The 22418-nt window shown below is 60.5% G+C and carries 23 protein-coding genes, 1 tRNA gene, 3 pseudogenes and 1 riboswitch; of the genes and pseudogenes, 23 read left to right on the plus strand and 4 right to left on the minus strand.

Annotated features, from left to right (window positions below; translation table 11 throughout):
- Positions 1-116: pseudogene (locus tag F7R20_RS32035) on the plus strand (IS110 family transposase); the annotation flags it as partial.
- Positions 117-196: 80 nt separating this feature from the next.
- Here F7R20_RS32035 and ung read toward each other — a convergent pair.
- A complete protein-coding gene (gene ung, locus F7R20_RS30730) occupies positions 197-889 on the minus strand; it encodes a uracil-DNA glycosylase (RefSeq protein ID WP_003198768.1) in 693 nt (230 codons plus the stop codon).
- A gap of 131 nt (positions 890-1020) precedes the next feature.
- Between ung and F7R20_RS30735 the strand changes: the two genes are divergently transcribed.
- Positions 1021-2133: an enoyl-CoA hydratase/isomerase family protein gene (locus F7R20_RS30735; RefSeq protein WP_003198766.1), complete on the plus strand. Its 1113-nt coding sequence runs from the start codon at positions 1021-1023 to the stop codon at positions 2131-2133.
- A gap of 227 nt (positions 2134-2360) precedes the next feature.
- Here F7R20_RS30735 and F7R20_RS30740 read toward each other — a convergent pair whose 3' ends face one another.
- Positions 2361-2771: a hypothetical protein gene (locus tag F7R20_RS30740; protein ID WP_003198764.1), complete on the minus strand. Its 411-nt coding sequence runs from the start codon at positions 2769-2771 to the stop codon at positions 2361-2363.
- A 304-nt stretch (positions 2772-3075) separates the two neighbouring features.
- Positions 3076-3177, plus strand: a riboswitch (guanidine-I (ykkC/yxkD leader).
- A gap of 60 nt (positions 3178-3237) precedes the next feature.
- On the opposite strand from F7R20_RS30740, the gene F7R20_RS30750 reads away from it, so the two are divergent.
- The 17 genes and pseudogenes from F7R20_RS30750 (at position 3238) to F7R20_RS30830 (ending at position 19274) form a co-directional block, all read left to right on the plus strand.
- Positions 3238-4305 (plus strand): putative urea ABC transporter substrate-binding protein, encoded by a 1068-nt coding sequence (locus tag F7R20_RS30750; protein ID WP_003198763.1) that lies wholly within the window; start codon positions 3238-3240, stop codon positions 4303-4305.
- 15 nt (positions 4306-4320) lie between these two features.
- Positions 4321-5136, plus strand: coding sequence for an ABC transporter permease (locus F7R20_RS30755; protein WP_003198760.1), 816 nt, complete (start codon positions 4321-4323; stop codon positions 5134-5136).
- The gene (locus F7R20_RS30760; protein WP_003198758.1) at positions 5133-5921 is read left to right on the plus strand and encodes an ABC transporter ATP-binding protein; all 789 of its coding nucleotides are present in this window, start codon (positions 5133-5135) and stop codon (positions 5919-5921) included. Before F7R20_RS30755 ends, F7R20_RS30760 begins: the two co-directional genes overlap by 4 nt.
- 14 nt (positions 5922-5935) lie before the next feature.
- Complete coding sequence (locus F7R20_RS30765) at positions 5936-6661, plus strand: urea amidolyase associated protein UAAP1 (protein ID WP_003198756.1); 726 nt, start codon at positions 5936-5938, stop codon at positions 6659-6661.
- An 11-nt stretch (positions 6662-6672) separates the two neighbouring features.
- Positions 6673-7314: an urea amidolyase associated protein UAAP2 gene (locus F7R20_RS30770; protein ID WP_003198754.1), complete on the plus strand. Its 642-nt coding sequence runs from the start codon at positions 6673-6675 to the stop codon at positions 7312-7314.
- 241 nt (positions 7315-7555) lie between these two features.
- Positions 7556-11185, plus strand: coding sequence for an urea carboxylase (gene uca / locus F7R20_RS30775; RefSeq protein ID WP_003198752.1), 3630 nt, complete (start codon positions 7556-7558; stop codon positions 11183-11185).
- 22 nt (positions 11186-11207) lie between these two features.
- Positions 11208-12986: an allophanate hydrolase gene (gene atzF, locus F7R20_RS30780; RefSeq protein WP_003198749.1), complete on the plus strand. Its 1779-nt coding sequence runs from the start codon at positions 11208-11210 to the stop codon at positions 12984-12986.
- Between the two features lie 251 nt (positions 12987-13237).
- A pseudogene (locus F7R20_RS30785) lies at positions 13238-13855 on the plus strand (GGDEF domain-containing protein); the annotation flags it as partial.
- Entirely contained in the window at positions 13848-14066 is a 219-nt protein-coding gene (locus F7R20_RS30790; protein ID WP_003198746.1) for a cysteine-rich CWC family protein, read from the plus strand. The pseudogene F7R20_RS30785 and the gene F7R20_RS30790, both read left to right, overlap by 8 nt.
- 35 nt (positions 14067-14101) lie before the next feature.
- Positions 14102-14794, plus strand: a complete 693-nt coding sequence (locus F7R20_RS30795; protein ID WP_003198744.1) for a pseudouridine synthase — start codon at positions 14102-14104, stop codon at positions 14792-14794.
- 311 nt (positions 14795-15105) lie between these two features.
- The gene (locus F7R20_RS30800; protein WP_003198742.1) at positions 15106-15990 is read left to right on the plus strand and encodes an alpha/beta fold hydrolase; all 885 of its coding nucleotides are present in this window, start codon (positions 15106-15108) and stop codon (positions 15988-15990) included.
- A gap of 162 nt (positions 15991-16152) precedes the next feature.
- A tRNA-Gly gene (locus tag F7R20_RS30805) sits at positions 16153-16226 on the plus strand.
- Between the two features lie 126 nt (positions 16227-16352).
- Positions 16353-16913, plus strand: coding sequence for a hypothetical protein (locus tag F7R20_RS30810; RefSeq protein WP_003198740.1), 561 nt, complete (start codon positions 16353-16355; stop codon positions 16911-16913).
- Between the two features lie 315 nt (positions 16914-17228).
- Positions 17229-17963, plus strand: a complete 735-nt coding sequence (locus F7R20_RS30815; protein WP_033028063.1) for a zeta toxin family protein — start codon at positions 17229-17231, stop codon at positions 17961-17963.
- Positions 17951-18118, plus strand: a complete 168-nt coding sequence (locus F7R20_RS31765) for a hypothetical protein (protein WP_003198738.1) — start codon at positions 17951-17953, stop codon at positions 18116-18118. The genes F7R20_RS30815 and F7R20_RS31765 overlap by 13 nt, the downstream gene beginning before the upstream one ends.
- A 573-nt stretch (positions 18119-18691) precedes the next feature.
- Positions 18692-18991 carry a DUF3077 domain-containing protein gene (locus tag F7R20_RS30825; protein WP_028236970.1) on the plus strand — a complete coding sequence of 100 codons (300 nt, stop codon included), beginning with the start codon at positions 18692-18694 and terminating at the stop codon, positions 18989-18991.
- A gap of 115 nt (positions 18992-19106) precedes the next feature.
- Positions 19107-19274, plus strand: coding sequence for a ribbon-helix-helix domain-containing protein (locus tag F7R20_RS30830; RefSeq protein ID WP_114731082.1), 168 nt, complete (start codon positions 19107-19109; stop codon positions 19272-19274).
- 16 nt (positions 19275-19290) lie between these two features.
- Here F7R20_RS30830 and F7R20_RS30835 read toward each other — a convergent pair whose 3' ends face one another.
- Complete coding sequence (locus tag F7R20_RS30835) at positions 19291-19770, minus strand: Lrp/AsnC family transcriptional regulator (RefSeq protein WP_003198732.1); 480 nt, start codon at positions 19768-19770, stop codon at positions 19291-19293.
- A 144-nt stretch (positions 19771-19914) separates the two neighbouring features.
- On the opposite strand from F7R20_RS30835, the gene F7R20_RS30840 reads away from it, so the two are divergent.
- The 3 genes and pseudogenes from F7R20_RS30840 (at position 19915) to F7R20_RS30850 (ending at position 21453) form a co-directional block, all read left to right on the plus strand.
- Positions 19915-20544: a LysE family translocator gene (locus tag F7R20_RS30840; protein WP_003198730.1), complete on the plus strand. Its 630-nt coding sequence runs from the start codon at positions 19915-19917 to the stop codon at positions 20542-20544.
- A gap of 281 nt (positions 20545-20825) precedes the next feature.
- Positions 20826-21002 (plus strand): annotated as a pseudogene (locus F7R20_RS30845) (type II toxin-antitoxin system HicA family toxin); the annotation flags it as partial.
- Between the two features lie 40 nt (positions 21003-21042).
- Positions 21043-21453 carry a type II toxin-antitoxin system HicB family antitoxin gene (locus tag F7R20_RS30850; protein ID WP_003198726.1) on the plus strand — a complete coding sequence of 137 codons (411 nt, stop codon included), beginning with the start codon at positions 21043-21045 and terminating at the stop codon, positions 21451-21453.
- 151 nt (positions 21454-21604) lie between these two features.
- Here the strand turns inward: F7R20_RS30850 and F7R20_RS31770 are convergent, their stop codons facing one another.
- Positions 21605-21751 (minus strand): hypothetical protein, encoded by a 147-nt coding sequence (locus F7R20_RS31770; RefSeq protein ID WP_003198724.1) that lies wholly within the window; start codon positions 21749-21751, stop codon positions 21605-21607.
- A 176-nt stretch (positions 21752-21927) separates the two neighbouring features.
- Between F7R20_RS31770 and F7R20_RS30855 the strand changes: the two genes are divergently transcribed.
- On the plus strand, positions 21928-22332 hold the full coding sequence (locus F7R20_RS30855; protein WP_013692463.1) for a low affinity iron permease family protein: 405 nt from the start codon (positions 21928-21930) through the stop codon (positions 22330-22332).
- Positions 22333-22418 lie beyond the last annotated feature (86 nt).

Here is a 22418-nt window from a genome sequence, read left to right on the forward strand (position 1 = left end):
AAACCCAGGCATTGGTGGTGCTTGCTCGCAAGCTCTGCCGGGTGGCATTTGCCTTGATGAAAAATCAGAGCGAATACCAGCCGAAGCCTATGTTGCAGGGTTGCCCTGCAACATAGAATCTCCCACATTGGACTTGGGTTGTCCTGAAACCCTGTGGGAGCGAGCCTGCTCGCGAAGGGGCTGTCCAATTAGCGCATCAAACCGGCGGCAATCGCCAATCGATAGGCGCCTCGCCATGTTGTTCGAGGAACTTGTTGGCCCGACTGAAATGCCCGCACCCCAGAAAACCACGATAAGCCGACAACGGCGACGGGTGGACCGAAGTCAGCACCAGGTGCTTGGTGGCGTCGATCAGCTTCTGCTTGCCCTGGGCATGGGCGCCCCATAGCAGGAAGACCAGGTTCTGCTGGTGTTCGCTGACCACTTCGATGACTCGGTCGGTGAAGTGCTGCCAGCCCTTGCCTGCGTGGGCGTTGGCGGTGGCGCGCTCTACGGTCATGGTGGTGTTGAGCAGCAACACGCCCTGTTCGGCCCAGCTTTGCAGGTAACCGTGATTCGGGATGTCGATGTTCAGGTCGCGCTTCAATTCCTTGAAGATGTTTACCAGCGACGGCGGCGCTGGCACACCCGGCTGTACCGAGAAGCACAAGCCATGGGCCTGGCCCGGGCCGTGGTACGGGTCCTGGCCGAGAATCACCACCTTGACCTTGTCCAGCGGCGTGGAATTGAGGGCATTGAAAATCAGCGGGGCCGGTGGATAAATCTCCTTGCCGGCGGCGTATTCCCGACGCAGGAATTCGCGCAACTCTGCCATGTAGGGCTGGTCGAACTCGGCACGCAGTGCCTGCTTCCAGCTCGGTTCGAGTTTGATACGGTCGTCGGCAGTCATGGTTGCATCCGGTAAAAACAATGGGCGCACCCTAGGAAAGCCTACATGGCTTGTCAATTGATCTGACGCAGAACCAGCACTTTCCTGCGTAGCGGTCATACTGATTATTCAAATTTCTGATCGAGGTCACGATGAATCTGCACTTCGAAGAGCTCACCGGCATCGACGGTGCCCGTATCGGCATCGCCACCCTGGACGCCGAAAAATCCCTGAACGCCTTGTCCCTGCCGATGATCAACGCCTTGCGTGATCGTCTCGATGCCTGGGCCCGGGAGTCGCAGGTCGTTTGTGTGTTATTGCGCGGCAATGGCGCCAAGGCATTTTGCGCCGGCGGTGAAGTGCGCAGCCTGGTGGAGGCCTGCCGTGCCCATCCCGGCGAAGTGCCGCCGCTGGCTGCGCAATTCTTCGCGGCGGAATACCGCTTGGACTTCAACCTGCACACCTACCCCAAACCCTTGCTGTGCTGGGGGCATGGCTATGTACTGGGTGGCGGCATGGGGCTGTTGCAAGGGGCGAGTATCCGCATCGTCACGCCAAGCAGTCGCCTGGCCATGCCGGAGATCAGCATCGGCCTGTACCCGGATGTCGGCGCCAGTTGGTTCCTGTCGCGCCTGCCCGGCAAGCTCGGCCTGTTTCTCGGCCTGACCGGCGCCCACATGAATGCCCGGGACGCCATCGACCTGGACCTGGCCGACCGCTTTTTGCTGGATGAACAACAGGACGACCTGATCGAAGGCCTGCTGCAACTCAATTGGCAGGAACAGACCGAGATGCAGCTCAACAGCCTGCTCAAGGCCCTGCAACAGGAAGCGGTCGGCCAAATGCCCGAAGCCCAATGGCTGCCACGTCGGCAGAAAATCGATGAATGGCTGGATGTCAGCGATGTGCGCTGTGCCTGGAAAGCCCTCAGCCTGCTGGTGGACCACTCGGACCCGCTGATCGCCCGCGCCGCCAAGACCATGACCGAAGGTTCGCCCTTGACCGCTTATCTGGTCTGGGAACAGATCGCCCGTGCCCGGCATTTGTCCTTGGCCGGCGTGTTCCGGATGGAATACACCTTGAGCCTCAACTGCTGTCGCCATCCGGAATTCAGCGAAGGCGTGCGCGCGCGGCTGATCGACAAGGACCACAAGCCCCGTTGGCACTGGCCGGACATCAACCATGTGCCCGAAGCGGCGGTCGAGGCGCACTTTCACAAGGCGTGGGAGGGGCGGCATCCGTTGGCGGATTTGTCCAACGAGTAAAGCCCTGGGTGACACCTGTGGGAGTGACATTCTGTGAGAGTGACATTCTGTGAAAGTGACATCTGTGGGAGCAAAGCTTGCTCGCGATAGCGGTATGCCTGTCACCGGGAAGCTGTCCGATCCCCTGTCATCGCGAGCAAGCTCGCTCCCACAAGCGTTATCCCATCGGGTTTATTGCAGGCACAAAAAAAGCGGCGCTCAATGCGCCGCTTTTTGTTGCCCAAAGGTCAGCGGTGGCTGTTGCGTCCATCGCGATCGCCACGTCCACGATCGCGGTCGCCGCGTCCCCAATGATCACGTCCGCCTCGACCGCCTCGGTCGTCATTCCAGCCGCCCCGGTTATGGCCGTCCCAGCCACCCCGATTCGGATAAGACCGGTACGCCGCTCGCGGTGGCGAGTAGTAGCGTGGGCCTTGTTGATAGTAACGCGGTGCCGAGTAATAGCGCGGCGCCGGTTGGTAATACCGCGGTGCGTAATAGCCACGCGGAGCCGAATAATAACTCCCGCCACCGTAATAGACCGGCGCCGGTGAGGTGTAGACATCGGAACGGTAGTAGCTCGAGTCTCCGTCGTAATAAGGCACGCATGCCGAAAGAGTCAAACCGAGAAACGCAATGAGCAGCAGTCGTCGATACATGGCGGCCTCCTGGACCGCGAATGGGCCACATCAGCGACGCTGATGGGCGGCAGCCAACTTTGTGTGACTGACGCATATTCAGACAGCAAAATCGGAATCTGGTGCGACCTGGCAACAACTAGAAACATGTCGTTCGTCGCCCTCTTCCGGTGCGCGACGGCACCACAAGCAAGCACAAACCCGCCCTCAATCATCCCTCCTCAACAGCTGCCCTCTCTGGCTCGGGCTTTTGCCCGAATTGGCACGGCTCTCGCTTTAACAAATTCCGTGCAGGAGTCATCACAGGTTCGCGGCACCACAATTTGCAATGGCTGACTAGGGTTCCGGCTCGCTTCTGGCGAGTGGCTGGTCCGAGAGTTGGCGACCTCCAGTTGAGGTTACACGGCGGGACAAAAGCCCGGGAGACAAGCCACCGTTCGCGGTGCCGCGTTGCTCCTGTCCGCCCTTGATCAACTGGAGAACTACCATGCTCAAGCTTCGTCTGTCCGCCCTGCTCCTCGCCGCCCTCTCGGCCCTCGCGAGCTTCTCATCCGCCGCCGCCCAAAAAGACCACTTCAGCGTCTGCTGGACCATTTACGCCGGCTGGATGCCCTGGGAATACGCCGGTAGCCAAGGCATCGTCGATAAATGGGCAAAAAAATACGGCATCAAGATCGATGTCGTGCAGCTCAACGATTACGTCGAATCCATCAACCAGTACACCGCCGGTCAGTTCGACGGCTGCACCATGACCAACATGGACGCCCTGACCATTCCCGCCGCCGGTGGCGTGGACAGCACCGCGCTGATCGTCAGCGACTTCTCCAACGGCAACGACGGCATCGTCCTCAAGGGCGAAGGCAAGAAAGTCGCCGACCTCAAGGGCATGGACGTCAATCTGGTGGAACTGTCGGTGTCCCATTACCTGCTGGCCCGTGCCCTGGATTCGGTAGGCCTCGCCGAGAAAGACCTGAAAGTCGTCAACACCTCCGACGCTGATATCTCTGCCGCCTTCAACACCGACCAGGTCAAGGCCGTCACCACCTGGAACCCGATGCTCTCGGACATCAAGGCCCAGCCAGGCGTGAGCGAAGTATTCAATTCCAGCCAGGTTCCCGGCGAAATCATGGACATGATGGTGGTCAACACCCAGACCCTCCAGGACAACCCAGCCCTGGGCAAAGCGTTGACCGGCGCCTGGTTTGAAGTAGTGGCGCTGATGAACGCAAAAAACGCCGCGAGCAAGACGGCGCTGGAACACATGGCGAAAGCCTCGGGCACCGACCTGGCCGGCTTCCAGGCGCAACTGGACACCACCAAGCTGTTCGCCACCCCCAAGGAAGCCCTGAGTTTCGCCACCAGCGAGCAACTGCCCGCCACCATGGGCAAGGTGGCCGAGTTTTCGTTCCAGCACGGCTTGTTGGGCGAAGGCGCCAAGAGCACCGACGCGGTCGGCATGACGTTCGCCAATGGCGTGACCCGCGGCGACAAGGCCAACCTCAAGCTGCGCTTTGACCCGACCTACGTACAGCTGGCCGCCGACGCCAAGTTGTAAACCGGAGGACCTGGCATGCGCCTGATCAACCGCTACCCGGATCGTCCCAGCCGCTTGTTGCTGGTGATCCTGCCATTCGCGCTGGTGTTGTTCGCCTACTTCATGGGCTCGGCCGAACGGTTGACGGACAACCCCAACGACAAGCTCCTGCCCAGCGCCGTGCAGATGGCCGATGCGGTGAAACGCCTGGCCTTCACCGCCGACGCCCGCAGCGGCGAATACCTGCTCTGGCAAGACACCGCGTCGAGCCTGAGTCGGTTGGCCATCGGCCTGGGCATCAGCGCCCTGGCCGGGTTATGCCTGGGCATAGCCGCCGGTACGCTGCCACTGTTTGGCGCACCGCTGTCACCGTTGCTCACCGTGGTATCGATGGTGCCGCCGCTGGCCATCCTGCCGATCCTGTTCATCGTCTTCGGCCTGGGCGAACTGTCGAAAGTGATGCTGATCGTGATTGGCATCACACCGTGCCTGGCTCGCGACCTGGAACAGCGCGCCCGGGAAATTCCGCCCGAACTGCTGATCAAGGCCCAGACCCTCGGTGCGTCGACCTGGACCCTGCTGCTGCGGGTGGTGCTGCCGCAACTGCTGCCGCGCCTGTTGATTTCCCTGCGGCTGATGCTCGGTTCGGCCTGGTTGTTTCTGATCGCCGCCGAAGCCATCGCCTCCACCGATGGACTGGGCTATCGGATTTTCCTGGTGCGTCGTTACCTGGCGATGGACGTGATCTTGCCGTACGTGGTGTGGATCACCCTGCTCGCCTGGCTGATGGACTGGGGCCTCAAACGCCTGACCCGGCAAGCGTTCCCCTGGTACGAGGGGGCGAAGGCATGAGCTTCATTACGGTGAACAACGTCTGGCAACAATATGCCGACCAGGTGGTACTGGAGCGTTTGAACCTGAGCGTCTCTGAGGGTGAGTTCTGCACGTTGGTGGGCGCCTCGGGTTGTGGCAAGTCGACCTTCCTGCGCCTGTTGCTGGGCCAGGAACGCGCCAGCCGCGGACAGATTCTCCTGGATGGCGAACCCTTGGCCGGCGAGCCGGATGCCAGCCGGGGCGTGGTGTTCCAGCGCTATTCGGTGTTCCCGCACCTGAGCGTGCTGGACAACGTGGCCCTGGGCCTGGAGTTGCCGCGCTCGCCGCTGCTGGGACGGCTGTTCGGCAGCGCCAAGCGCCAGGCCCGCGAAGAAGCCGCGCAACTGCTGGACAAGGTCGGCCTCGGCCATGCGCTGGATAAATACCCGGCGCAACTGTCCGGGGGCATGCAACAGCGGCTGGCGATTGCCCAGGCACTGATCATGAAGCCGCGTGTCCTGCTGCTGGACGAGCCCTTCGGCGCCCTCGACCCAGGCATTCGCAAAGACATGCACGTCCTGTTGCTTGAGCTGTGGCGCGAAACCCGGCTGACGGTGTTCATGGTCACCCATGACCTGTCCGAAGGTTTCAGCCTCGGCACGCGCCTGCTGGTGTTCGACAAGGTCCGCAGCGACCCGCACGCCCCCGGCGCCTATGGCGCACGCATTACCTACGACATTCCATTGAACAGCGACCGCCGCACCGCCCGTGCCGCCGTCGACGCCCTGCCCGCCGAACTGGCCGGCACGTTGCGTATCGCTTGAAAGGAGCTCTCCCCATGACCGACTCGACCCAATTGTTTACACCCTTCGCCGAAGAACTGCTGCCCGGCGGCGGCCACCGTTCCTTCGTACTCAAGCGCGGCCAACTGCTGCGCCTGACCGACCTGCGCGGCGGGGCCAACGTGAGTCTGACGCTGCTCAACGCCAACGAAAAAACCGAACGCCTGAACCTGCCCGACAGCCTCAAATGCCAACACACCGCCAAGCTTACCGCCGGCCATTGCCTCTACTCCGACATGGGCCGGGTGCTGGCGGCCATCACCGCCGATACCTGCGGCTGGAGCGACAGCCTCGGCGGCGTGCTCTGCGCTGAGGAAGTCGCTGAAAAATACGGTCAGGGCCGCTACCAGGAACTGCGCAACGGCTTCTTTCGCAACGGCACCGACAACCTGCTGGTGGAGCTGGGTAAATGGGGTCTGGGCCTGTCCGACCTGCTGATGACCCTCAACCTGTTCAGCCGGGTCGATGTCGATGAGGCTGGCGGCTTTCACTTCGTTGAAGGCAACTCCCAGGCCGGCGACTACATCGAGCTGTACGCGCCGATGGACACCCTGGTGGTGCTGACCGCGCTGCAACATCCGATGGACCCGAACCCGCAATACGCCCCGCAACCGCTCAAGCTCAGTTGGATGAATGCCGACGCCAGCGTCGCCGAGCACTGTCGCCATTCGCGCCCGGAAAACCAGCGCGGCTTCATCAACACCGACCGCCTGTTCGCCTGAGGATCGTAGCCATGTCACTCACCATCGCCACCGCACACAAGCAACCCGATACCGCCGTCTACCGCGCCACGATTCCCGCCGGGGAACCGTGGCTGACAGAGGTCAAGGCCGGCCAGACCCTGCGCATCCTCGACCTGGAAGGCAACCAGGCGGTCGACACGTTGTTCTACAGCCTGGCCAACCCCAAGGAACGCTACGACGTGCAGCGCACCCTGCGCCGGCAGAACAGCGTCTACCTGAGCACCGGCAGCGTGCTGTATTCCAACCTCGGCCACCCGATGCTGACCATCGTCGAAGACACTTGCGGACGCCACGACACCCTCGGCGGGGCCTGCGCCCAGGAAAGCAACACCGTGCGCTACGCCCTGGAAAAACGCTACATGCACAGCTGCCGCGACAACTACCTGCGAGCCTGCGCCCACGACGGTCGGCTGGGCAAGGGCGACATCGGACCGAACATCAACTTCTTCATGAACGTGCCGGTCACCGCCGATGGCGGCCTGACCTTCGAAGATGGGATCTCGGCGCCAGGCAAATACGTCGACCTGCGGGCCGAGATGGACGTGATCGTGTTGATCTCCAACTGCCCGCAACTGAACAACCCGTGCAACGCCTACAACCCTACGCCAGCGGAGCTCTTGATATGGAACTGAAACTCACCCGCCTGCGCCGCTGGTTGTTTGTGTTGTGCCAGAGCCGGTCGGGGCAGTGCATCAAATAAACACAGATTTTATGAACACCACCCATCCCCTGTGGGAGCGAGCCTGCTCGCTCCCACAGGGGGGTAGTGGTGTTTGGAGGTTTGTCGCCAGGGACGACCCCGGCGGCCATCGAAAACTGCGGGACGGCCCGCATCCCAGTTCAGGCAGTACGCATGCCTGAGGGGGCAATGCCATGTTCGAAAAAATCCTGATCGCCAACCGTGGCGCCATCGCCTGCCGCATCTTGCGGACCTTGCGTGAGCTGAAGGTCGAAGGCGTCGCGGTGTATTCCCAGGCCGACGCCGCCAGCTTGCATATCTTGCAGGCCGATGAAGCCCACTGCCTGGGCGAAGGCGCGGCGGCCGGTACTTACCTGGCGGTGGACAAGCTTTTGGCGATTGCTAAAAGCAGCGGCGCGACCGCGATCCATCCCGGCTACGGCTTTCTCTCGGAAAACGCCGCCTTCGCGCAAGCGTGCGAGGCCGCTGGCATCGCCTTCATCGGTCCGACGCCAGAACAACTGCGCGTGTTCGGCCTCAAGCACACCGCCCGCGACCTGGCGCGCCGACATGGTGTGCCACTGCTCGAAGGCACCGAACTGCTCGACAGCCTCGATGCCGCGCTATTGGCGGGCACTCAGCTCGGCTATCCGGTGATGCTCAAAAGTACCGCGGGCGGTGGCGGCATCGGCATGCGTGTGTGCCGCAGCGCCGCCGACCTGAGCGAATCCTTCGAAACCGTGAAGCGCCTGGGCCAGAACAACTTCAGCGACGCCGGAGTGTTCATCGAGAAGTACATCGAACGTGCGCGGCATCTGGAAGTGCAGGTATTCGGCGATGGCCTGGGCCAGGTGATCGCCTTGGGCGTGCGCGACTGCTCGGTGCAACGGCGCAACCAGAAAGTCCTCGAAGAGACCCCGGCGCCGAACCTGCCCGAGGGCATGGCCGATGAACTCTGCGCAGCGGCGATCCAACTGGCCCAGGCCGTGAACTACCGCAGCGCCGGCACCGTGGAGTTCGTGTTCGACAGCGACGCGGGGCGCTTCTATTTCCTGGAAGTGAACACCCGCCTGCAAGTGGAGCACGGCGTCACCGAGCAGGTGTGGGGCGTGGACCTGGTGCGCTGGATGGTGCAACTGGCGGCCGGTGATTTGCCGCCACTGAGCGAACTGGGCCAAGGTTTGAAAGCCGAGGGCCACGCGATCCAGGCGCGCTTGTATGCCGAGGACCCAGGCCGGGATTTCCAGCCAAGCCCGGGGCTGCTGACTGCGGTGAGATTTCCCCAGGCCGACGGCAAGGCACTGCGCATCGACACCTGGGTCGAGGCCGGTTGCCAGATCCCGCCCTACTTCGACCCGATGATCGCCAAGGTCATCCGCTGGGCGCCAACCCGCGAGCAGGCACGCCTGGGCTTGCATCAAGCGCTGGACGAAAGCCTGCTGTACGGCGTCGAGAACAACCGCCACTACCTGCAACAGATTCTCCTCGACACACCGTTTGCCAGCGGCCAGCCCTGGACCCGCTGCCTGGAAGCGTTGGTCTATCGCGCCAACACCGTTGAAGTGCTCAGCCCCGGCACCCAGACCAGCGTCCAGGACTATCCCGGCCGCCTCGGTTATTGGGCGGTGGGGGTGCCGCCGTCGGGACCGATGGACAGCCGTTCGTTGCGCCTGGGCAATCGCCTCTTGGGCAACGCAGAAGGCGCGGCGGCCTTGGAAATCACCATGAACGGGCCGCTGCTGCGCTTCAACTGCGCCGCGCGGGTGGCGGTGACCGGTGCGGTGATTGCCCTCACGCTCGACGGTGAACCGGTGCCGATGAACACGCCGTTGTCGATTGCTGCCGGCGCCACCCTCGCCATCGGCAACATCTCTGGGGCCGGGGCGCGCAGCTACCTGTGCCTGCAAGGCGGCGTGCAAGTGCCGGATTACCTGGGCAGTAAAAGCACTTTCACCCTCGGCCAGTTCGGCGGCCATGGCGGACGGGCGTTGTGTACCGGTGACGTGTTGCACCTGGCACCGCTGGATGAGCACGCGATGCTGCCGCCAACGAGCGCGCCGATCCTGGAACTGCCAAGCGTGCGGCAGATCCGCGTGATCTACGGCCCGCACGGCGCGCCCGAATACTTCACCGAGCGCTACATCCAGACGTTCTTCGACACGGCCTGGGAAGTGCACTTCAACTCCAGCCGCACCGGCGTCCGCCTGATCGGGCCGAAACCCGAATGGGTCCGCGCCGACGGCGGCGAGGCTGGGCTGCACCCTTCCAATATCCATGACAACCCCTACGCCATCGGCGCCGTGGACTTCACCGGCGACATGCCCGTCATCCTCGGCCCCGACGGCCCGAGCCTGGGCGGTTTCGTCTGCCCGGTGACGGTGATCGAAGCGGACCTCTGGCAGTTGGGGCAGCTCAAGGCGGGGGACAAGGTGCGGTTTGTGCCGGTGGATATCTCCACCGCCCGATCTCTGGCCTTGAAATGGGATCACTGTGGGAGCGAGTCTGCTCGCGATGAAGTCGATGCGGTGTCTGATCTGGCCCCATCGCGAGCAAGCTCGCTCCCACAGGGGATGGTGTCGCCCGTGGTGTTGGATATCGGTCAGGACGATACCCGCCTGGTCGCGCGCCTGGCCGGCGACACCCACCTGCTGCTGGAAATCGGCGCCCCCGAATTGGACCTGGTGCTGCGCTTTCGCGCCCATGCCTTGATGCAGGCGTTGGAACACAAATACCTGCCCGGCGTGATCGACCTGACGCCGGGCATTCGCTCGCTGCAAGTGCACTACCAACCCGAGCAAATGCCCCTGGCCGATCTGCTGAATATCGTCGCCGGTGAGTGGGATGCCGTGTGCGCCGCGCAGGACCTGCAAGTGCCGTCGCGCATCGTCCACCTACCATTATCCTGGGATGATCCGGCCTGTCAGTTGGCCATCGAAAAATACATGACCACGGTGCGCAAGGACGCGCCCTGGTGCCCGAGCAACCTGGAGTTCATCCGGCGCATCAACGACCTGCCCAACCTCGATGAAGTGCAACGCACGGTGTTCGACGCCAGTTACCTGGTGATGGGCCTGGGGGACGTCTACCTCGGCGCGCCGGTCGCCACGCCGCTCGACCCGCGCCATCGACTGGTGACCACCAAATACAACCCGGCCCGCACCTGGACCGCGGAAAACTCGGTGGGCATCGGCGGCGCCTATATGTGCGTGTACGGCATGGAAGGTCCTGGCGGCTATCAGTTCGTCGGGCGCACGTTGCAGATGTGGAACCGTTATCGGGACGTCGCCGCCTTCGACGGCAAGCCCTGGCTGCTGCGGTTCTTCGACCAGATCCGCTTCTATCCGGTCAGCGCCGATGAACTGCTGCGCATCCGTCGGGACTTCCCCCTGGGCCGCTTCGATCTGGAGATCGAGCACAGCCAGCTCAACCTCGCTGACTACCAGCGTTTCCTGGTGCAGGAAGCCGACGGCATCGCCGCGTTCCGCCAACGGCAACAAGGCGCCTTCGACGCCGAGCGCGAGCGTTGGATCGCCAGTGGCCAGGCGCACTTCGACAGTGAAGAACCGGCCATCGCACCGAGCGAAGATTCGCCGCTGACTGACGGTCAACTGAGTGTCGACAGCCACATCGCCGGCAACCTCTGGCAGGTGCAGGTAGACGTTGGCGCACGGGTCGCCGCCGGTGATGTGCTGGTTATTCTCGAGTCGATGAAAATGGAAATCCCGCTGCTTGCACCCTCGGCCGGCGTGGTGCGCGAGGTGCGCGTCCAGCCAGGTTCGGCAGTGCGCGCCGGACAGCGCGTCGTGGTGCTGGACCGTGACTGAACTCAATCAAAGGATTAACACCATGAACCTCTCTCTTCGCTTGGACGACCTGCGCAACACCTACCGCAGCGGCACACTGACGCCACGCCAATTGCTGTTGGGCCTGCGGGAAAAAGCCGCGGCGCTGAACCCGGACTATCACCTGTTCATTCACCTGCTGACGGCCGAAGAACTGGAACCCTACCTGACCGCATTGGAAAGCCGCGACCTGGAGAGCCTGCCGCTGTACGGCGTGCCGTTTGCCATCAAGGACAACATCGACCTGGCCGGCATTCCGACCACCGCCGCCTGCCCGGCATTTGCCTACGTACCGCCACGCTCGGCGACCATTGTCGAGCAGTTGCTGGCACTGGGCGCGATCCCCCTGGGCAAGACCAACCTCGACCAATTCGCCACCGGGCTCAATGGCACTCGCTCGCCCTACGGCGCCTGCCGCAACAGCGTGCTGCCCGACTATCCCGCAGGCGGTTCGAGCGCCGGCTCGTCGCTGGCCGTGGCCCTGGGCGTGGCGAGTTTTGCCTTGGGCACCGACACCGCCGGCTCCGGTCGAGTGCCCGCAGCCTTGAACAACCTGGTGGGATTGAAAGCCACCCTGGGGTTGATCTCCACGGCGGGTGTGGTCCCGGCCTGTCGCACGCTGGACTGCGTCACGACCTTCACGGCGACAGCAAAGGAAGCCAGCCAGCTCTTGGCGCTGACGGCCCGTCCAGACCCTCGTGACGACTACAGCCGCCACAACCCGCAGTGGAACGACGGCGCCGCGTTCGGCGTGCCCCGGCGCTTTCGCTTCGGTGTGCCGCGCCAGCAGGACCTGGCATTTTTCGGCTGCCAGGAAGGTCCGCAACTGTTTCTGGAAGCCATCGAGCGACTCGAACGCCTGGGCGGCGAAGCCGTGGAACTGGATTTGTCGCCGTTCCTGGAAGCAGCGCGGCTGCTTTATGAAGGCCCTTGGGTGGCCGAACGCTACAGCGTTGCCGGCCCCTTGATGGAGCGTGAGCCGGAGGCTGTACTGCCGGTCATCCGCGCCGTCCTGGCGAAAGCGCCTACGGTAGATGGCGTACAAACCTTCCGCGCCCGCTACCGTTTGCAAGCGCTCAAAGCCCAATGCGACCGGGCCATGGACGCGCTCGATTGCGTAATCACCCCGACCATCGGCCGACCGGTGACCCTCGCCGAACTGGCCTCCGAACCAGTGCTGCGCAACTCGGAGCTGGGGTATTACACCAATTTCATGAACCTGCTGGACTACGCCGCCGTCGCCGTTCCCAGTGCGTTCATGGCCAACGGCTTGCCCTGGGGCGTGACGCTGTTCGGTCGAGCCTTCACCGATCAATACCTCTTGAGCGTGGCCGATGCCCTGCAGCGTCAACAGGACACGACTTTGCCAGCGCCCGCCAACCCGGCGCGCCACGACCTGGCACGGCTGGTGGTGTGTGGCGCACATCTGGACGGGTTGGCGCTGAACGGGCAGCTCAAGCAACGCGGTGCGCGTCTGATCGAGGCCACCCAAAGCTCAGCGGATTATCGCCTCTACGCCTTGGCCGGCGGCCCTCCCCTGCGCCCCGGCATGCTTCGGGTCAGCGAGGGCGGCGTGGCAATCGAGGTGGAGCTCTGGGAGCTGCCGAGCAGCGAACTGGGTTCATTCCTGACCGGCATCCCCGCACCGTTGGGGCTGGGCAAGGTGCAACTGGCCGATGGTCGCTGGGAAAGCGGATTCATCTGCGAGTCGTATGGCCTGGAAGGCGCACGGGACATCAGTCATCTGGGGGGATGGCGGGCTTATTTGCGTAGCCTGGAATAAAGCCGAATCTGTGGTGAGGGAGCCTGTTCCCTCACCATGGTCCTACAAACCTGCAAATCCGAATGTCTTTTCCCACAAGGCCACTAAACTGACTTCATTGGGTCTGTGCCAAGGGAATCGCCATGTCGTTCCGTTCGCCGTTGTATTCCCAGCGCAAGCCGCTCCTGGCCGTGGTGGCGCTGCTGGGTACTGGTTTCCTGATCATTGCGTTGCTGGGCTATTACGCAGCCCATGCCTCGGTACGCGATAACATCCTCAAGACGCTGTATCTGAACTTGCTGATCGGCATACTCGTGACGCTGGCGGTCCTGGCAATCCTTTATCGGTTGATCAACAGCTACCAACAACGCATCGACGCCCAGGCCACCCTCGACAGCCTGACCGAATTGCCGAATCGCCGTGGCTTCGACCTGCTGGCGGTGCAAGCCCTGCATGAAGCCCAGCGCGAGCCCAAACCCTTGACTGCGCTGCTGGTGGAACTGGACGAGTTCAAGCGGCTGGACAGCACCCATGGTCATATCGCCACCGAACAACTGCTGACCGGGTTCGCGCGCGACCTGACGCAAAGCCTGCGGCATTCGGACATCGTGTGTCGCTGGAGCACTGAAGCCTTTGCCGTCCTGCTCAAGGACACCGATGGACAGACCAGTCTGAAAATCGCAGAGAAAATTCGTCAGCACATCGAAAAGCAGCGCTATTTCTGCAGTGGAAAACAATTGCTGGTCACCGTCAGCCTCGGCCTCACCACCTTGCAGGACGAAGACACCTTGCACAGCCTGCTGTCGCGGACCGATCATGCGCTGCAACGCGCCCGACAGACCGGGTGCAACCGAACCTGCGTGGAAATGCCTCACTCCAGTTATGAATAAACCCGACCTTTGCCCGGCCTGCGGCGGTGCCAACGACTGCACCCTGGCCGACCCACGAACCGCCGATCGCGCCTGCTGGTGTTACGGCGTGAGCATCGACCCGGCCGTGCTCGAGGCATTGCCAACCGAGCTGCGTGATCAGTCCTGCCTGTGCCCACGCTGCGCCCAGGTCGAAGCCCAGTTGCGCGCCAAGCCCCAGCCGATCGCGTAAGATGCCCGCCCTCCGTTGCCTTGCCTGAACTGTCCATGCGCGTCGACCGTTTCCTCAGTAATCTGCCGCGATTCAATCGCCAACAAGTGCGCCTGCTACTGGTGGAACGCAGGGTGCGGATCGATGGCCAGACCGTCAGCGACCCCCATGCACAAGTCCGTGAATTCAGCCGTGTAGAAGTCGACGACGACGTGCTGCAAGCAGGCCGGCCGGCGCGCTACTTCATGCTGCACAAGCCACCCGGCTGTGTCAGCGCGACCCGCGATCCGCAACACCCCACGGTGCTCGACTGGCTGGACGAACCGGACAAGAACGACCTGCACATCGCCGGGCGCCTGGACTTCAACACCACAGGGCTGATGCTGATCACCAATGACGGCAGCTGGTCGCGGCGCCTGACCCAACCGCAGACCAAACTGCCCAAGGTCTACTACGTCGAAACCGAGCAAATCATCACGGCCGAATACGCCGATACCTTCGCCCGGGGCCTGTACTTTGCCTTCGAAGACCTCACCACCCAACCTGCAGAGCTGACGCTGCTGGGGCCCAGATCGGCGCGCTTGAGCATCGTTGAAGGGCGCTATCACCAGGTCAAGCGCATGTTCGGCCACTTCAACAACAAGGTGCTGCGCCTGCACCGCGAGCGCATGGGCCCGTTGACGTTGGACGCCCATCTCGAGCCGGGCCAGTACCGCGCCTTGAGCCCTGAAGAAGTCCATCTCATCTGAACCCGCTACCGCTGGGCAGAAGTGTCGAACAATTTTCCGATAGGTACTTGCGCAACGGTCGCCCCCCTGCTTGAATCAAACCGTCGGCCGAAATGTGACCGATGAGTCACAACATACTTCCAAGAAACCTTTTGCCGGCTGGAACCCTCAGGTTCCGCCTTGTCCCGCCGGCGAACTGCCCGCCTATAACAACACCCGTCGACCGTTTTTTTTGGATCGACATGGGCCTTATCTTCCAGGCGAATGCCTACCTGTCACATTGCCCGTGCAATCTCATTGCGCGCATACCCGCTTGCCAGGAGTCTTATGACATGAGGCCAGAAATCGCTGTGCTGGATATACAGGGTCAGTATCGGGTTTACACGGAGTTCTATCGCGCAGACGCCGCACAAAAGACCATCATTCTGGTCAACGGCTCAATGGCCACTACCGCGTCGTTTGCACAGACCGCCAAAAACCTCTACCCGCAATTCAATGTTGTGCTGTACGACCAACCCTACGCGGGCAAGTCAAAAGCTCACAACCGACATGAGCAAATGCTGACGAAAGAGATCGAGGGCCAGATTCTCCTGGAACTGATCGACCACTTCGCCGCCGAACACGTGCTGTCGTTTTCCTGGGGCGGCGCCGCCACGCTGACCGCCTTGGCGCAGCGGCCACGGCGCATCGAAAAAGCCGTGATCAGTTCGTTCTCGCCGGTGCTCAATGCGCCGATGCGCGACTACCTGGAACGCGGTGTGGATTACCTCGGCAGCCTGGACGGCGACCGTGTCGGGCACTTGGTCAACAGCACCATCGGCAAGCATTTGCCGCCGCTGTTCAAGCGCTTCAACTATCGTCATGTCAGCAGCCTGGCCGAACATGAGTACGGGCAGATGCACTTCCACATCAGCGATGTGCTCCACAGCGACCGCTTGTGCTACGTCAACGCAGCGAAAAAAATCAACGTACCGGTGTTGTTCCTGAACGGCGAATGGGACGAATACACCGCGGCCGACGACGCCAGGCTCTTTGCCGATCACGTGCAGCACAGCAGCTTCAGCACACTGCAAGCCACCGGGCACTTCCTGGACATGGAACACAAAGCCGCCTGTCGCGACAGCCGTAACGCCTTGCTGGGTTTCCTCACACCGGAACACCACGAGAGCCGACCGCGCTATAGCTACGTGCAGGGCTACCATGCACTGGCTATCTGAAACCGAGTCCTGGCGAGCAAACCCCGTCCTGCGCCTTCAGCAACGGGGCTTGCCCGCCAACGACCGCTCTGGTTTGAGGCTCGCATAGACGACTGACCGCACGCTGTGTGAAGAAAAACTTCAAATCCGTGCCCACATCTGGTACAAAGTCAGCCGCTCTGAGCGGGTGTCGTATAATGGCATTACTCCAGCTTCCCAAGCTGATAACGAGGGTTCGATTCCCTTCACCCGCTCCAATCGAATTCTGGTCCTGCGTCGTACGTTTTTGGCGGGGGATTAAAAAACCGGCTCTTGGTGGCCGGTTTTTTTTGGTCTGGAATCTGGTGGGATTGGCGCCCGAGTACCTATGAAGGAGAGCAAGGATGCACCTGATTGACTCATATCTGCCTACGTATCAGTTCAGTGAATTGCATACCGTGGACATCCCCGTAGCCCCTTCCCATGCCATGGCGGCAATCCTCGCCCACCGCCCCGAAGACGACCGTTTTTTTCGGTATGCAATCAAGCTTCGCGAACTCCCCATGCGCCTGCTGGGTCGATCTCGGCATGCGGGCGCTGATCAACGCGTTTCATTCGGCATGGATAATTTCACGTTGCTTCAGCGCAACGGCGACATAGAAGTCGCCTACGGGCTCGCCGGCAAGCTGTGGAAAGCCGACTACGGCCAAGTCGTTGTCGCGGATGCCGAAGCGTTCGAGCTATTCAATGAACCGGGGAATGTGAAACTGGTCATCAGTTTCAGCTGCCAGTTGCTGCGACCGGGCCTGACGAGGGTCACCACGCAAACGCGGGTGCATTGCCTCGACGATGATGCCTTGCGAAGTTTTACGTCGTATTGGTATTTGATTCGTCCGGTCAGCGGGCTTATCCGTCGACGCATGCTGAAGGCTATTGCGAGGCGTTGCGTAGCAGGCGCTTTTTAAATTCTTCATCGCAATACAGATCTGTTGTCACCAAGAGACGCTCAAAGTGAAGCCATTGACTGAGGCGGATCTCTGCGTCATGTCATGTGACGCACATCTCGATTCATCACCTACTAGCTATGCGGAGCGCACCGGCCAATGGGGCCTTGCCACCTCTAGGTTAGAAACACTTGGACAAGGTAAGCACGGCGGATTACGTCGTAATTCCCCCTCCCAGCTGTCGCATGCGGTACGGTAAAGCCCGGAGCACAAACGGCAAATCACCAGTCACACGAAGAGGGTCCGCATTCAGTGCAAGAAGACAAAAGGCTTGGAATGACGGGAGAAGAGCAGGCCATCTGGGATGACGCGATCAGGTTTTCCCGATCAAACAAGAAGGCTATTGGCAAGCGGCTCACGGATCAGACCAAGTATCCCCCCGAAAAAGAACCTGTTTCGGTTTTCATGGCGGGGTCGCCGGGCGCGGGTAAAACAGAAGCATCTTTAGCGCTGCTGAACCTTTTCTGTGATACGCCCATCCTACGAATTGATCCAGACGAGCTCAGAAACGAATTTGAAGCGTATCAGGGTGGCAATGCCTGGCTTTTCCAAGGTGCCGTTTCAATTCTTGTTGAGAAGCTGATTGACCTCGCCCTAGATCGAAAGCAGTCTTTTCTGCTGGATGGGACTCTTTCAAATATAGAGATTGCGAGGAAAAATGTGCAGCGGTGCCTCGACAAGGGGAGATTTGTACAAATACTCTACGTCTATCAAGATCCTAGGCTTGCTTGGGCCTTTGTAACGGCCCGTGAGGAAGCCGAAGGACGGAGGATTCGACCTGAGCATTTCATCGACCAATACTTTGCAGCACGTGACGTGGTAAACACACTTAAGCTAGAGTTTGGCAAGAATCTACATGTCGATCTGCTTGTGAAGCACATTGATAATTCTGGGCGCCTTTACAAGGCTGGCGTTGACAAGATCGACTACCATATCCCCGAGAAGCATACGCGACACGAGCTGATGGCCATGCTTGGGATAAATGACGGAGCAACTCCATGTTTACCATGAAACTCGGATCCACAAAGGAGTCCACGAGCCCATTCGCAGACTTCATTCGTAATGCGAAATCGGAAGAAAAAAAACGCGTCTACAGTGAAGTGCTGACCGAAGCTACCAAAAAACAGAATGAAGTGATGTTGGCTGCACGTGCAAAACAAGCCTGATCACGTTACTGGATTCCAAAACTGCCCGGCCTAACGCCGGGCTTTTTCATTCTGTCGTTAACCTGCTTTTCACGCTCTGGCGCCTACGGGCTCGTCGGCAAGCTTTGGAAAGCTGACTACGGCCAACGAGACATTGCACAACCTCAACAACGGGACCGTTGAAGGAAAGATAGACAATAGTACTGAGAATAAATGAGTCCCGTGGCGAGGGAGCTTGCTCCCGCTTGAGTGCGAAGCGCTCACAAGAGGGGCTGCTGCGCAACCCAGCGGGAGCAAGCTCCCTCGCCACGTATCGCATGTCCCCGGGAGATTTGTAGGCAAAATCCGAAAACTGCGTAGGGGGTGCGCTTAATTGGCTTTTCGGCGAGTTTTCGCCTTGTTGCCCTTGTCCTTCGATGGCTACTCTCCCAGACGTCGCTGCAAATCAGGCGATCGGGCTTGGAAACCCGTGAGTCAAGCAACCGCGCTTCACGGGAGCTAGACAATGCGTACCTCGCAGCAAATCAAATCACATTCAAACCAGCCAAAGCTCAGGCCTCGAACCTACTGTTTCTCGATCGACGGGGGCAGGCCATGAACGAAAACACTGAGCTAAAAACCATCGGCTACACCCCCTTCAACTATTCCGCTGATCGAGCACTGTTCCGTGTCAACGGCGGTGTCCCCATCCAAGAGGCATTGGAACGAGCGTCAGATCTTTTGCATCTCGCTCACCGGCTTGCCGAAGACGCGGCGTTTGAAAAGAGCACCGACCGATACGCCTGGGCTGCGCACTTTTTGTTGGAGATGAGCAAGGCGGTGATTGATGACGTTGTGAAGGTCATTACGCCTAGGCCGGCGGCTGAGTCCAAGAAACAATCCGAGGCGCAGTAGATCGACAGTAAGTCCTGAGCATGGGGACATAGGGAACCCCATCCGATAGGCAGCGCTAAGCCCTGCTTCTTTCGCAGCGGGGCTTAGCAATACCGACGTCCCTAGAGGCTCAAGCATGGGAAGCGTTCGAAAAACTATAACCGTTTCCAATCAGCGCGCTCAGGAACGTAATGCCGAACTGAAGGATATCCGCTCGGCCCTTGAAGACGGTGAGTCCAGCGGCCCCCCTCGCCCATTCAATCCCGACGCATTCAAACAGCGAATGTTATTAGGACGTGGATAAATCCCCATCGTAAAAACTATTCAGCCCCAGGCAAATGCCCCAACGGCAACGCCCCCGGCGTCTTCACCGTATTGATCGCAAAGTTACTCCGGATATCGCTGATGCCGGGCAATTTCAACAAATGCCCCGTGACAAAACGGTCATAAGCCCGCAGGTCCGGCACCACGACTTGCAGTAGAAAATCCGACTCGCCCGATACCAGGAACGCCGAGATCACTTCGGGCAATGCCGTCACTGCCTGGCGAAATGCTTCGGCTCGCTCGTCGTTGTGCCGTTCGACCTTGACGCCGACGAAGATCGTCAGCCCGAGGCCCACTTCGTCGCGGTCCAGGACGGCTTGATAACCGCGAATGACACCGGCTTCTTCAAGCATCCGCACGCGGCGCAAGCAGGGCGACGGGGACAGGCCGATTTCTTCGGCCAGTTGCACGTTGCTCAGGCGGCCGTCTCGTTGCAGCGCGACGAGGATTTTACGGTCGAAGGCGTCCAGTTTCATAAGTTGGCATTTTCCGATTGGATGATGCAGATACGTGGCAGGTTATGCCAATTCGCGAAGCTTTAGAAGCTGACTTCGCAACCACCTGCCCTGCCTCTCAGCCATAGACTGGGCACTTGCGAATCGTTGATGAAGGGGTGTGGCATGGCAGAGCTCGGGTTGTTTTTGATGGCGTTGACGGTGGCGTATCTGTTGCCCGGGCCGGACATGATTCTGCTGCTGCAAACCGGTGCCCGTCAGGGCAGGGGCGCGGCGCTGGCGACGGCGGTGGGCCTGGGGGTTGCTCGTGGGTGTCATGTTGCATTGGCGGCGTTGGGGCTTTCGGCCTTGTTCAAGACCGCGCCGTGGACGTTCGATGTCGTGCGTCTGGCCGGGGCGGCCTACTTGTTATGGATCGGTTTTCAATGCCTGCGGACCACCTTGTTGCCGAATTTTGAAAACGCCGCTGTCGAGGCCGGAAAGCGGCGTTGGCACCAGGCGATTCGGCGTGGGCTGCTGACCAATCTGCTCAATCCAAAGGCCTTGCTGTTTTGCTCGGTGCTGTTGCCGCAGTTCATCGATCCACAAGGCGGACCAGTGCTAGGGCAATTCGCGACCCTGGGCGTGGTACTGGTCGGCGTCGGCCTGCTGTTCGATAGCGCCTATGCGTTGGTGGGTGTCGCACTCGGTCGCTGGCTTCAGCGTTCGCCTTCGGCCCAGCGCGTACAGCAGTGGCTGTTTGGCAGTCTTCTGATTGGTTTTGCGGTACGGCTGACGTTTGTGCAGCAGTCATAGCGACCGTAGTTTCGCGAAGTGGCTCCTGCTATTTGATCTGTAAATCCAGGGCTGCTTCGCACCCCAGCGGGAGCAAGCTCCCTCGCCACCCAAGCATTTGCCCCCTGTCTCACATCCCGAAATAAACCCACCCTGCCCCTCTGCCGCCCTTGTGCGACGCCGCTTCTAGACTTCGTTGCGATGACTGCGCTTACCTGCCGAGGCCACCTTCGATGGTTATAGTGTTGATCATTCATTTTCAGTAGGTATAGTACCCACCAAGCACACCACACGGAGGTGTTGTGAATAGCCGATTCTTGATAAGCCAAATCATTGCAGACGGTTGGTATCTGGTGCGGGTTCGGGGCAGCCACCATCACTTCAAGCACCCGACCAAGCCGGGATTGGTCACGGTTCCTCATCCGAAGAAGGACCTGCTCAAGAAAACGGCCATCAGTATTTTGCAACAGGCGCTGCTTCAGCCGACCCGTTGCGCGACGTTCCCGGAGGACGATGAATATGCTTTACCCGATTGCGATTTCCATGGGCGATGACAAGCACGCCTGGGGTGTTGAAGTACCGGATATTCCCGGATGCTTTTCCGCAGGCGATGACCTGGACGAGGCCATGGCGATGGCGCGTGAGGCCATCGAGGGGCATTTCGAGGTTCTGGCTGAGGACGGCTCGCCGATTCCTTCGGCCAACACCGTCACCTTGCACGCCGCCAATCCGGCATATGCCGGCTGCACCTGGGCGCTGGTGGACATCGATGTGACCAAGTACCTGGGCAAGGCGCAGAAACTCAACATCACGTTGCCCGGCTATCTGCTCAATCGTATTGATGAATACGTGTTGCACCATCCTGAAGAGAAGAGCCGTTCCGGCTTCCTGGCTTCGGCAGCGCTCAAGGTGTTGCAGCAAGGGCGGTGAGCAATCAATGCTGGAGAAAAGAGCCTGTGGGAGCGAGCCTGCTCGCGATAGCGGTACGTCAACACCCTTGATGTTGCTGACCCGACGCCATCGCGAGCAGGCTCGCTCCCACAGGGTTTTGCGACAGCCCATTCGAGGGGTTGCGGGCTGCCTATTTCTTTTCCGCTCCAGACTCTTGCATCTGCACCGAGGACTTGGTGCCATCGGTGTTGTCCTTGGTCTCGTTACCCGAGTTGTCGAAGCAGCCTTGCAGGGCAAACAAACAGCAGGCAAGGCAAACAGTGCGTGCGAGGTTCATGGTGGACTCCGAAGCTGAGGGCCTTAAGGAGTGACCCGCCAACACGGCAATTGGTTGCGATGATTTTCAGGCTGCACGAAAAACCCTGCCGAACAGCGGCGCCTGAAAATGTAAGCAGAATTTTCACCGTTTCGTTGCTGTCACACCAGACAGGTGCATCCATAAGGAACACAGCAATGACCTTCGCAAAAATCGCGCAAAAACTGGCCCTTTGGGCGGGGAGCCCCAAGACGTTTCTGGGGGCCATCGTGTTGTTGGCGCTCTGGGCCCTCAGCGGACCGCTTTTCGACTTCAATGACACATGGCAACTGATCATCAATACATCAACGACGATCATTACCTTCCTGATGGTGTTCCTGATTCAAAACACGCAGAACCGCGATACCGACATATTGCACCTCAAGGTCGATGAGTTATTGCGAGCGACCAAGGAGGCACAGAATGCAATGCTCGGCCTTGAGTCGCTGGACCTCAAGCAACTGGAGGCGCTGAGAAAGCATTACCAGGCCATGGGTCACGGCGAAGCCAAGAGTCTTGAAGGGCTGGAAGAAAAGAACAAAGTAGACCTGAACCAGTGCTGACGCAGACGCGCTGGAAGGTTCTCCTTTTGGCGGGCAAAAATCAGCCGGGACGCGAACGTCCCGGCCCTGAATACAAAAAACGCAGC

The organism is Pseudomonas brassicacearum subsp. brassicacearum (genome assembly GCF_008801605.1).
Taxonomy (GTDB): domain Bacteria; phylum Pseudomonadota; class Gammaproteobacteria; order Pseudomonadales; family Pseudomonadaceae; genus Aquipseudomonas; species Aquipseudomonas brassicacearum.

Coding starts and splice junctions, on each gene's coding strand:
- ung (WP_003198768.1), bottom strand. CDS start 889: ATGACTGCCGACGACCGTATCAAACTCGAACCGAGCTGGAAGCAGGCA.
- F7R20_RS30735 (WP_003198766.1), top strand. CDS start 1,021: ATGAATCTGCACTTCGAAGAGCTCACCGGCATCGACGGTGCCCGTATC.
- F7R20_RS30740 (WP_003198764.1), bottom strand. CDS start 2,771: ATGTATCGACGACTGCTGCTCATTGCGTTTCTCGGTTTGACTCTTTCG.
- F7R20_RS30750 (WP_003198763.1), top strand. CDS start 3,238: ATGCTCAAGCTTCGTCTGTCCGCCCTGCTCCTCGCCGCCCTCTCGGCC.
- F7R20_RS30755 (WP_003198760.1), top strand. CDS start 4,321: ATGCGCCTGATCAACCGCTACCCGGATCGTCCCAGCCGCTTGTTGCTG.
- F7R20_RS30760 (WP_003198758.1), top strand. CDS start 5,133: ATGAGCTTCATTACGGTGAACAACGTCTGGCAACAATATGCCGACCAG.
- F7R20_RS30765 (WP_003198756.1), top strand. CDS start 5,936: ATGACCGACTCGACCCAATTGTTTACACCCTTCGCCGAAGAACTGCTG.
- F7R20_RS30770 (WP_003198754.1), top strand. CDS start 6,673: ATGTCACTCACCATCGCCACCGCACACAAGCAACCCGATACCGCCGTC.
- uca (WP_003198752.1), top strand. CDS start 7,556: ATGTTCGAAAAAATCCTGATCGCCAACCGTGGCGCCATCGCCTGCCGC.
- atzF (WP_003198749.1), top strand. CDS start 11,208: ATGAACCTCTCTCTTCGCTTGGACGACCTGCGCAACACCTACCGCAGC.
- F7R20_RS30790 (WP_003198746.1), top strand. CDS start 13,848: ATGAATAAACCCGACCTTTGCCCGGCCTGCGGCGGTGCCAACGACTGC.
- F7R20_RS30795 (WP_003198744.1), top strand. CDS start 14,102: ATGCGCGTCGACCGTTTCCTCAGTAATCTGCCGCGATTCAATCGCCAA.
- F7R20_RS30800 (WP_003198742.1), top strand. CDS start 15,106: ATGAGGCCAGAAATCGCTGTGCTGGATATACAGGGTCAGTATCGGGTT.
- F7R20_RS30810 (WP_003198740.1), top strand. CDS start 16,353: ATGCACCTGATTGACTCATATCTGCCTACGTATCAGTTCAGTGAATTG.
- F7R20_RS30815 (WP_033028063.1), top strand. CDS start 17,229: ATGACGGGAGAAGAGCAGGCCATCTGGGATGACGCGATCAGGTTTTCC.
- F7R20_RS31765 (WP_003198738.1), top strand. CDS start 17,951: ATGTTTACCATGAAACTCGGATCCACAAAGGAGTCCACGAGCCCATTC.
- F7R20_RS30825 (WP_028236970.1), top strand. CDS start 18,692: ATGAACGAAAACACTGAGCTAAAAACCATCGGCTACACCCCCTTCAAC.
- F7R20_RS30830 (WP_114731082.1), top strand. CDS start 19,107: ATGGGAAGCGTTCGAAAAACTATAACCGTTTCCAATCAGCGCGCTCAG.
- F7R20_RS30835 (WP_003198732.1), bottom strand. CDS start 19,770: ATGAAACTGGACGCCTTCGACCGTAAAATCCTCGTCGCGCTGCAACGA.
- F7R20_RS30840 (WP_003198730.1), top strand. CDS start 19,915: ATGGCAGAGCTCGGGTTGTTTTTGATGGCGTTGACGGTGGCGTATCTG.
- F7R20_RS30850 (WP_003198726.1), top strand. CDS start 21,043: ATGCTTTACCCGATTGCGATTTCCATGGGCGATGACAAGCACGCCTGG.
- F7R20_RS31770 (WP_003198724.1), bottom strand. CDS start 21,751: ATGAACCTCGCACGCACTGTTTGCCTTGCCTGCTGTTTGTTTGCCCTG.
- F7R20_RS30855 (WP_013692463.1), top strand. CDS start 21,928: ATGACCTTCGCAAAAATCGCGCAAAAACTGGCCCTTTGGGCGGGGAGC.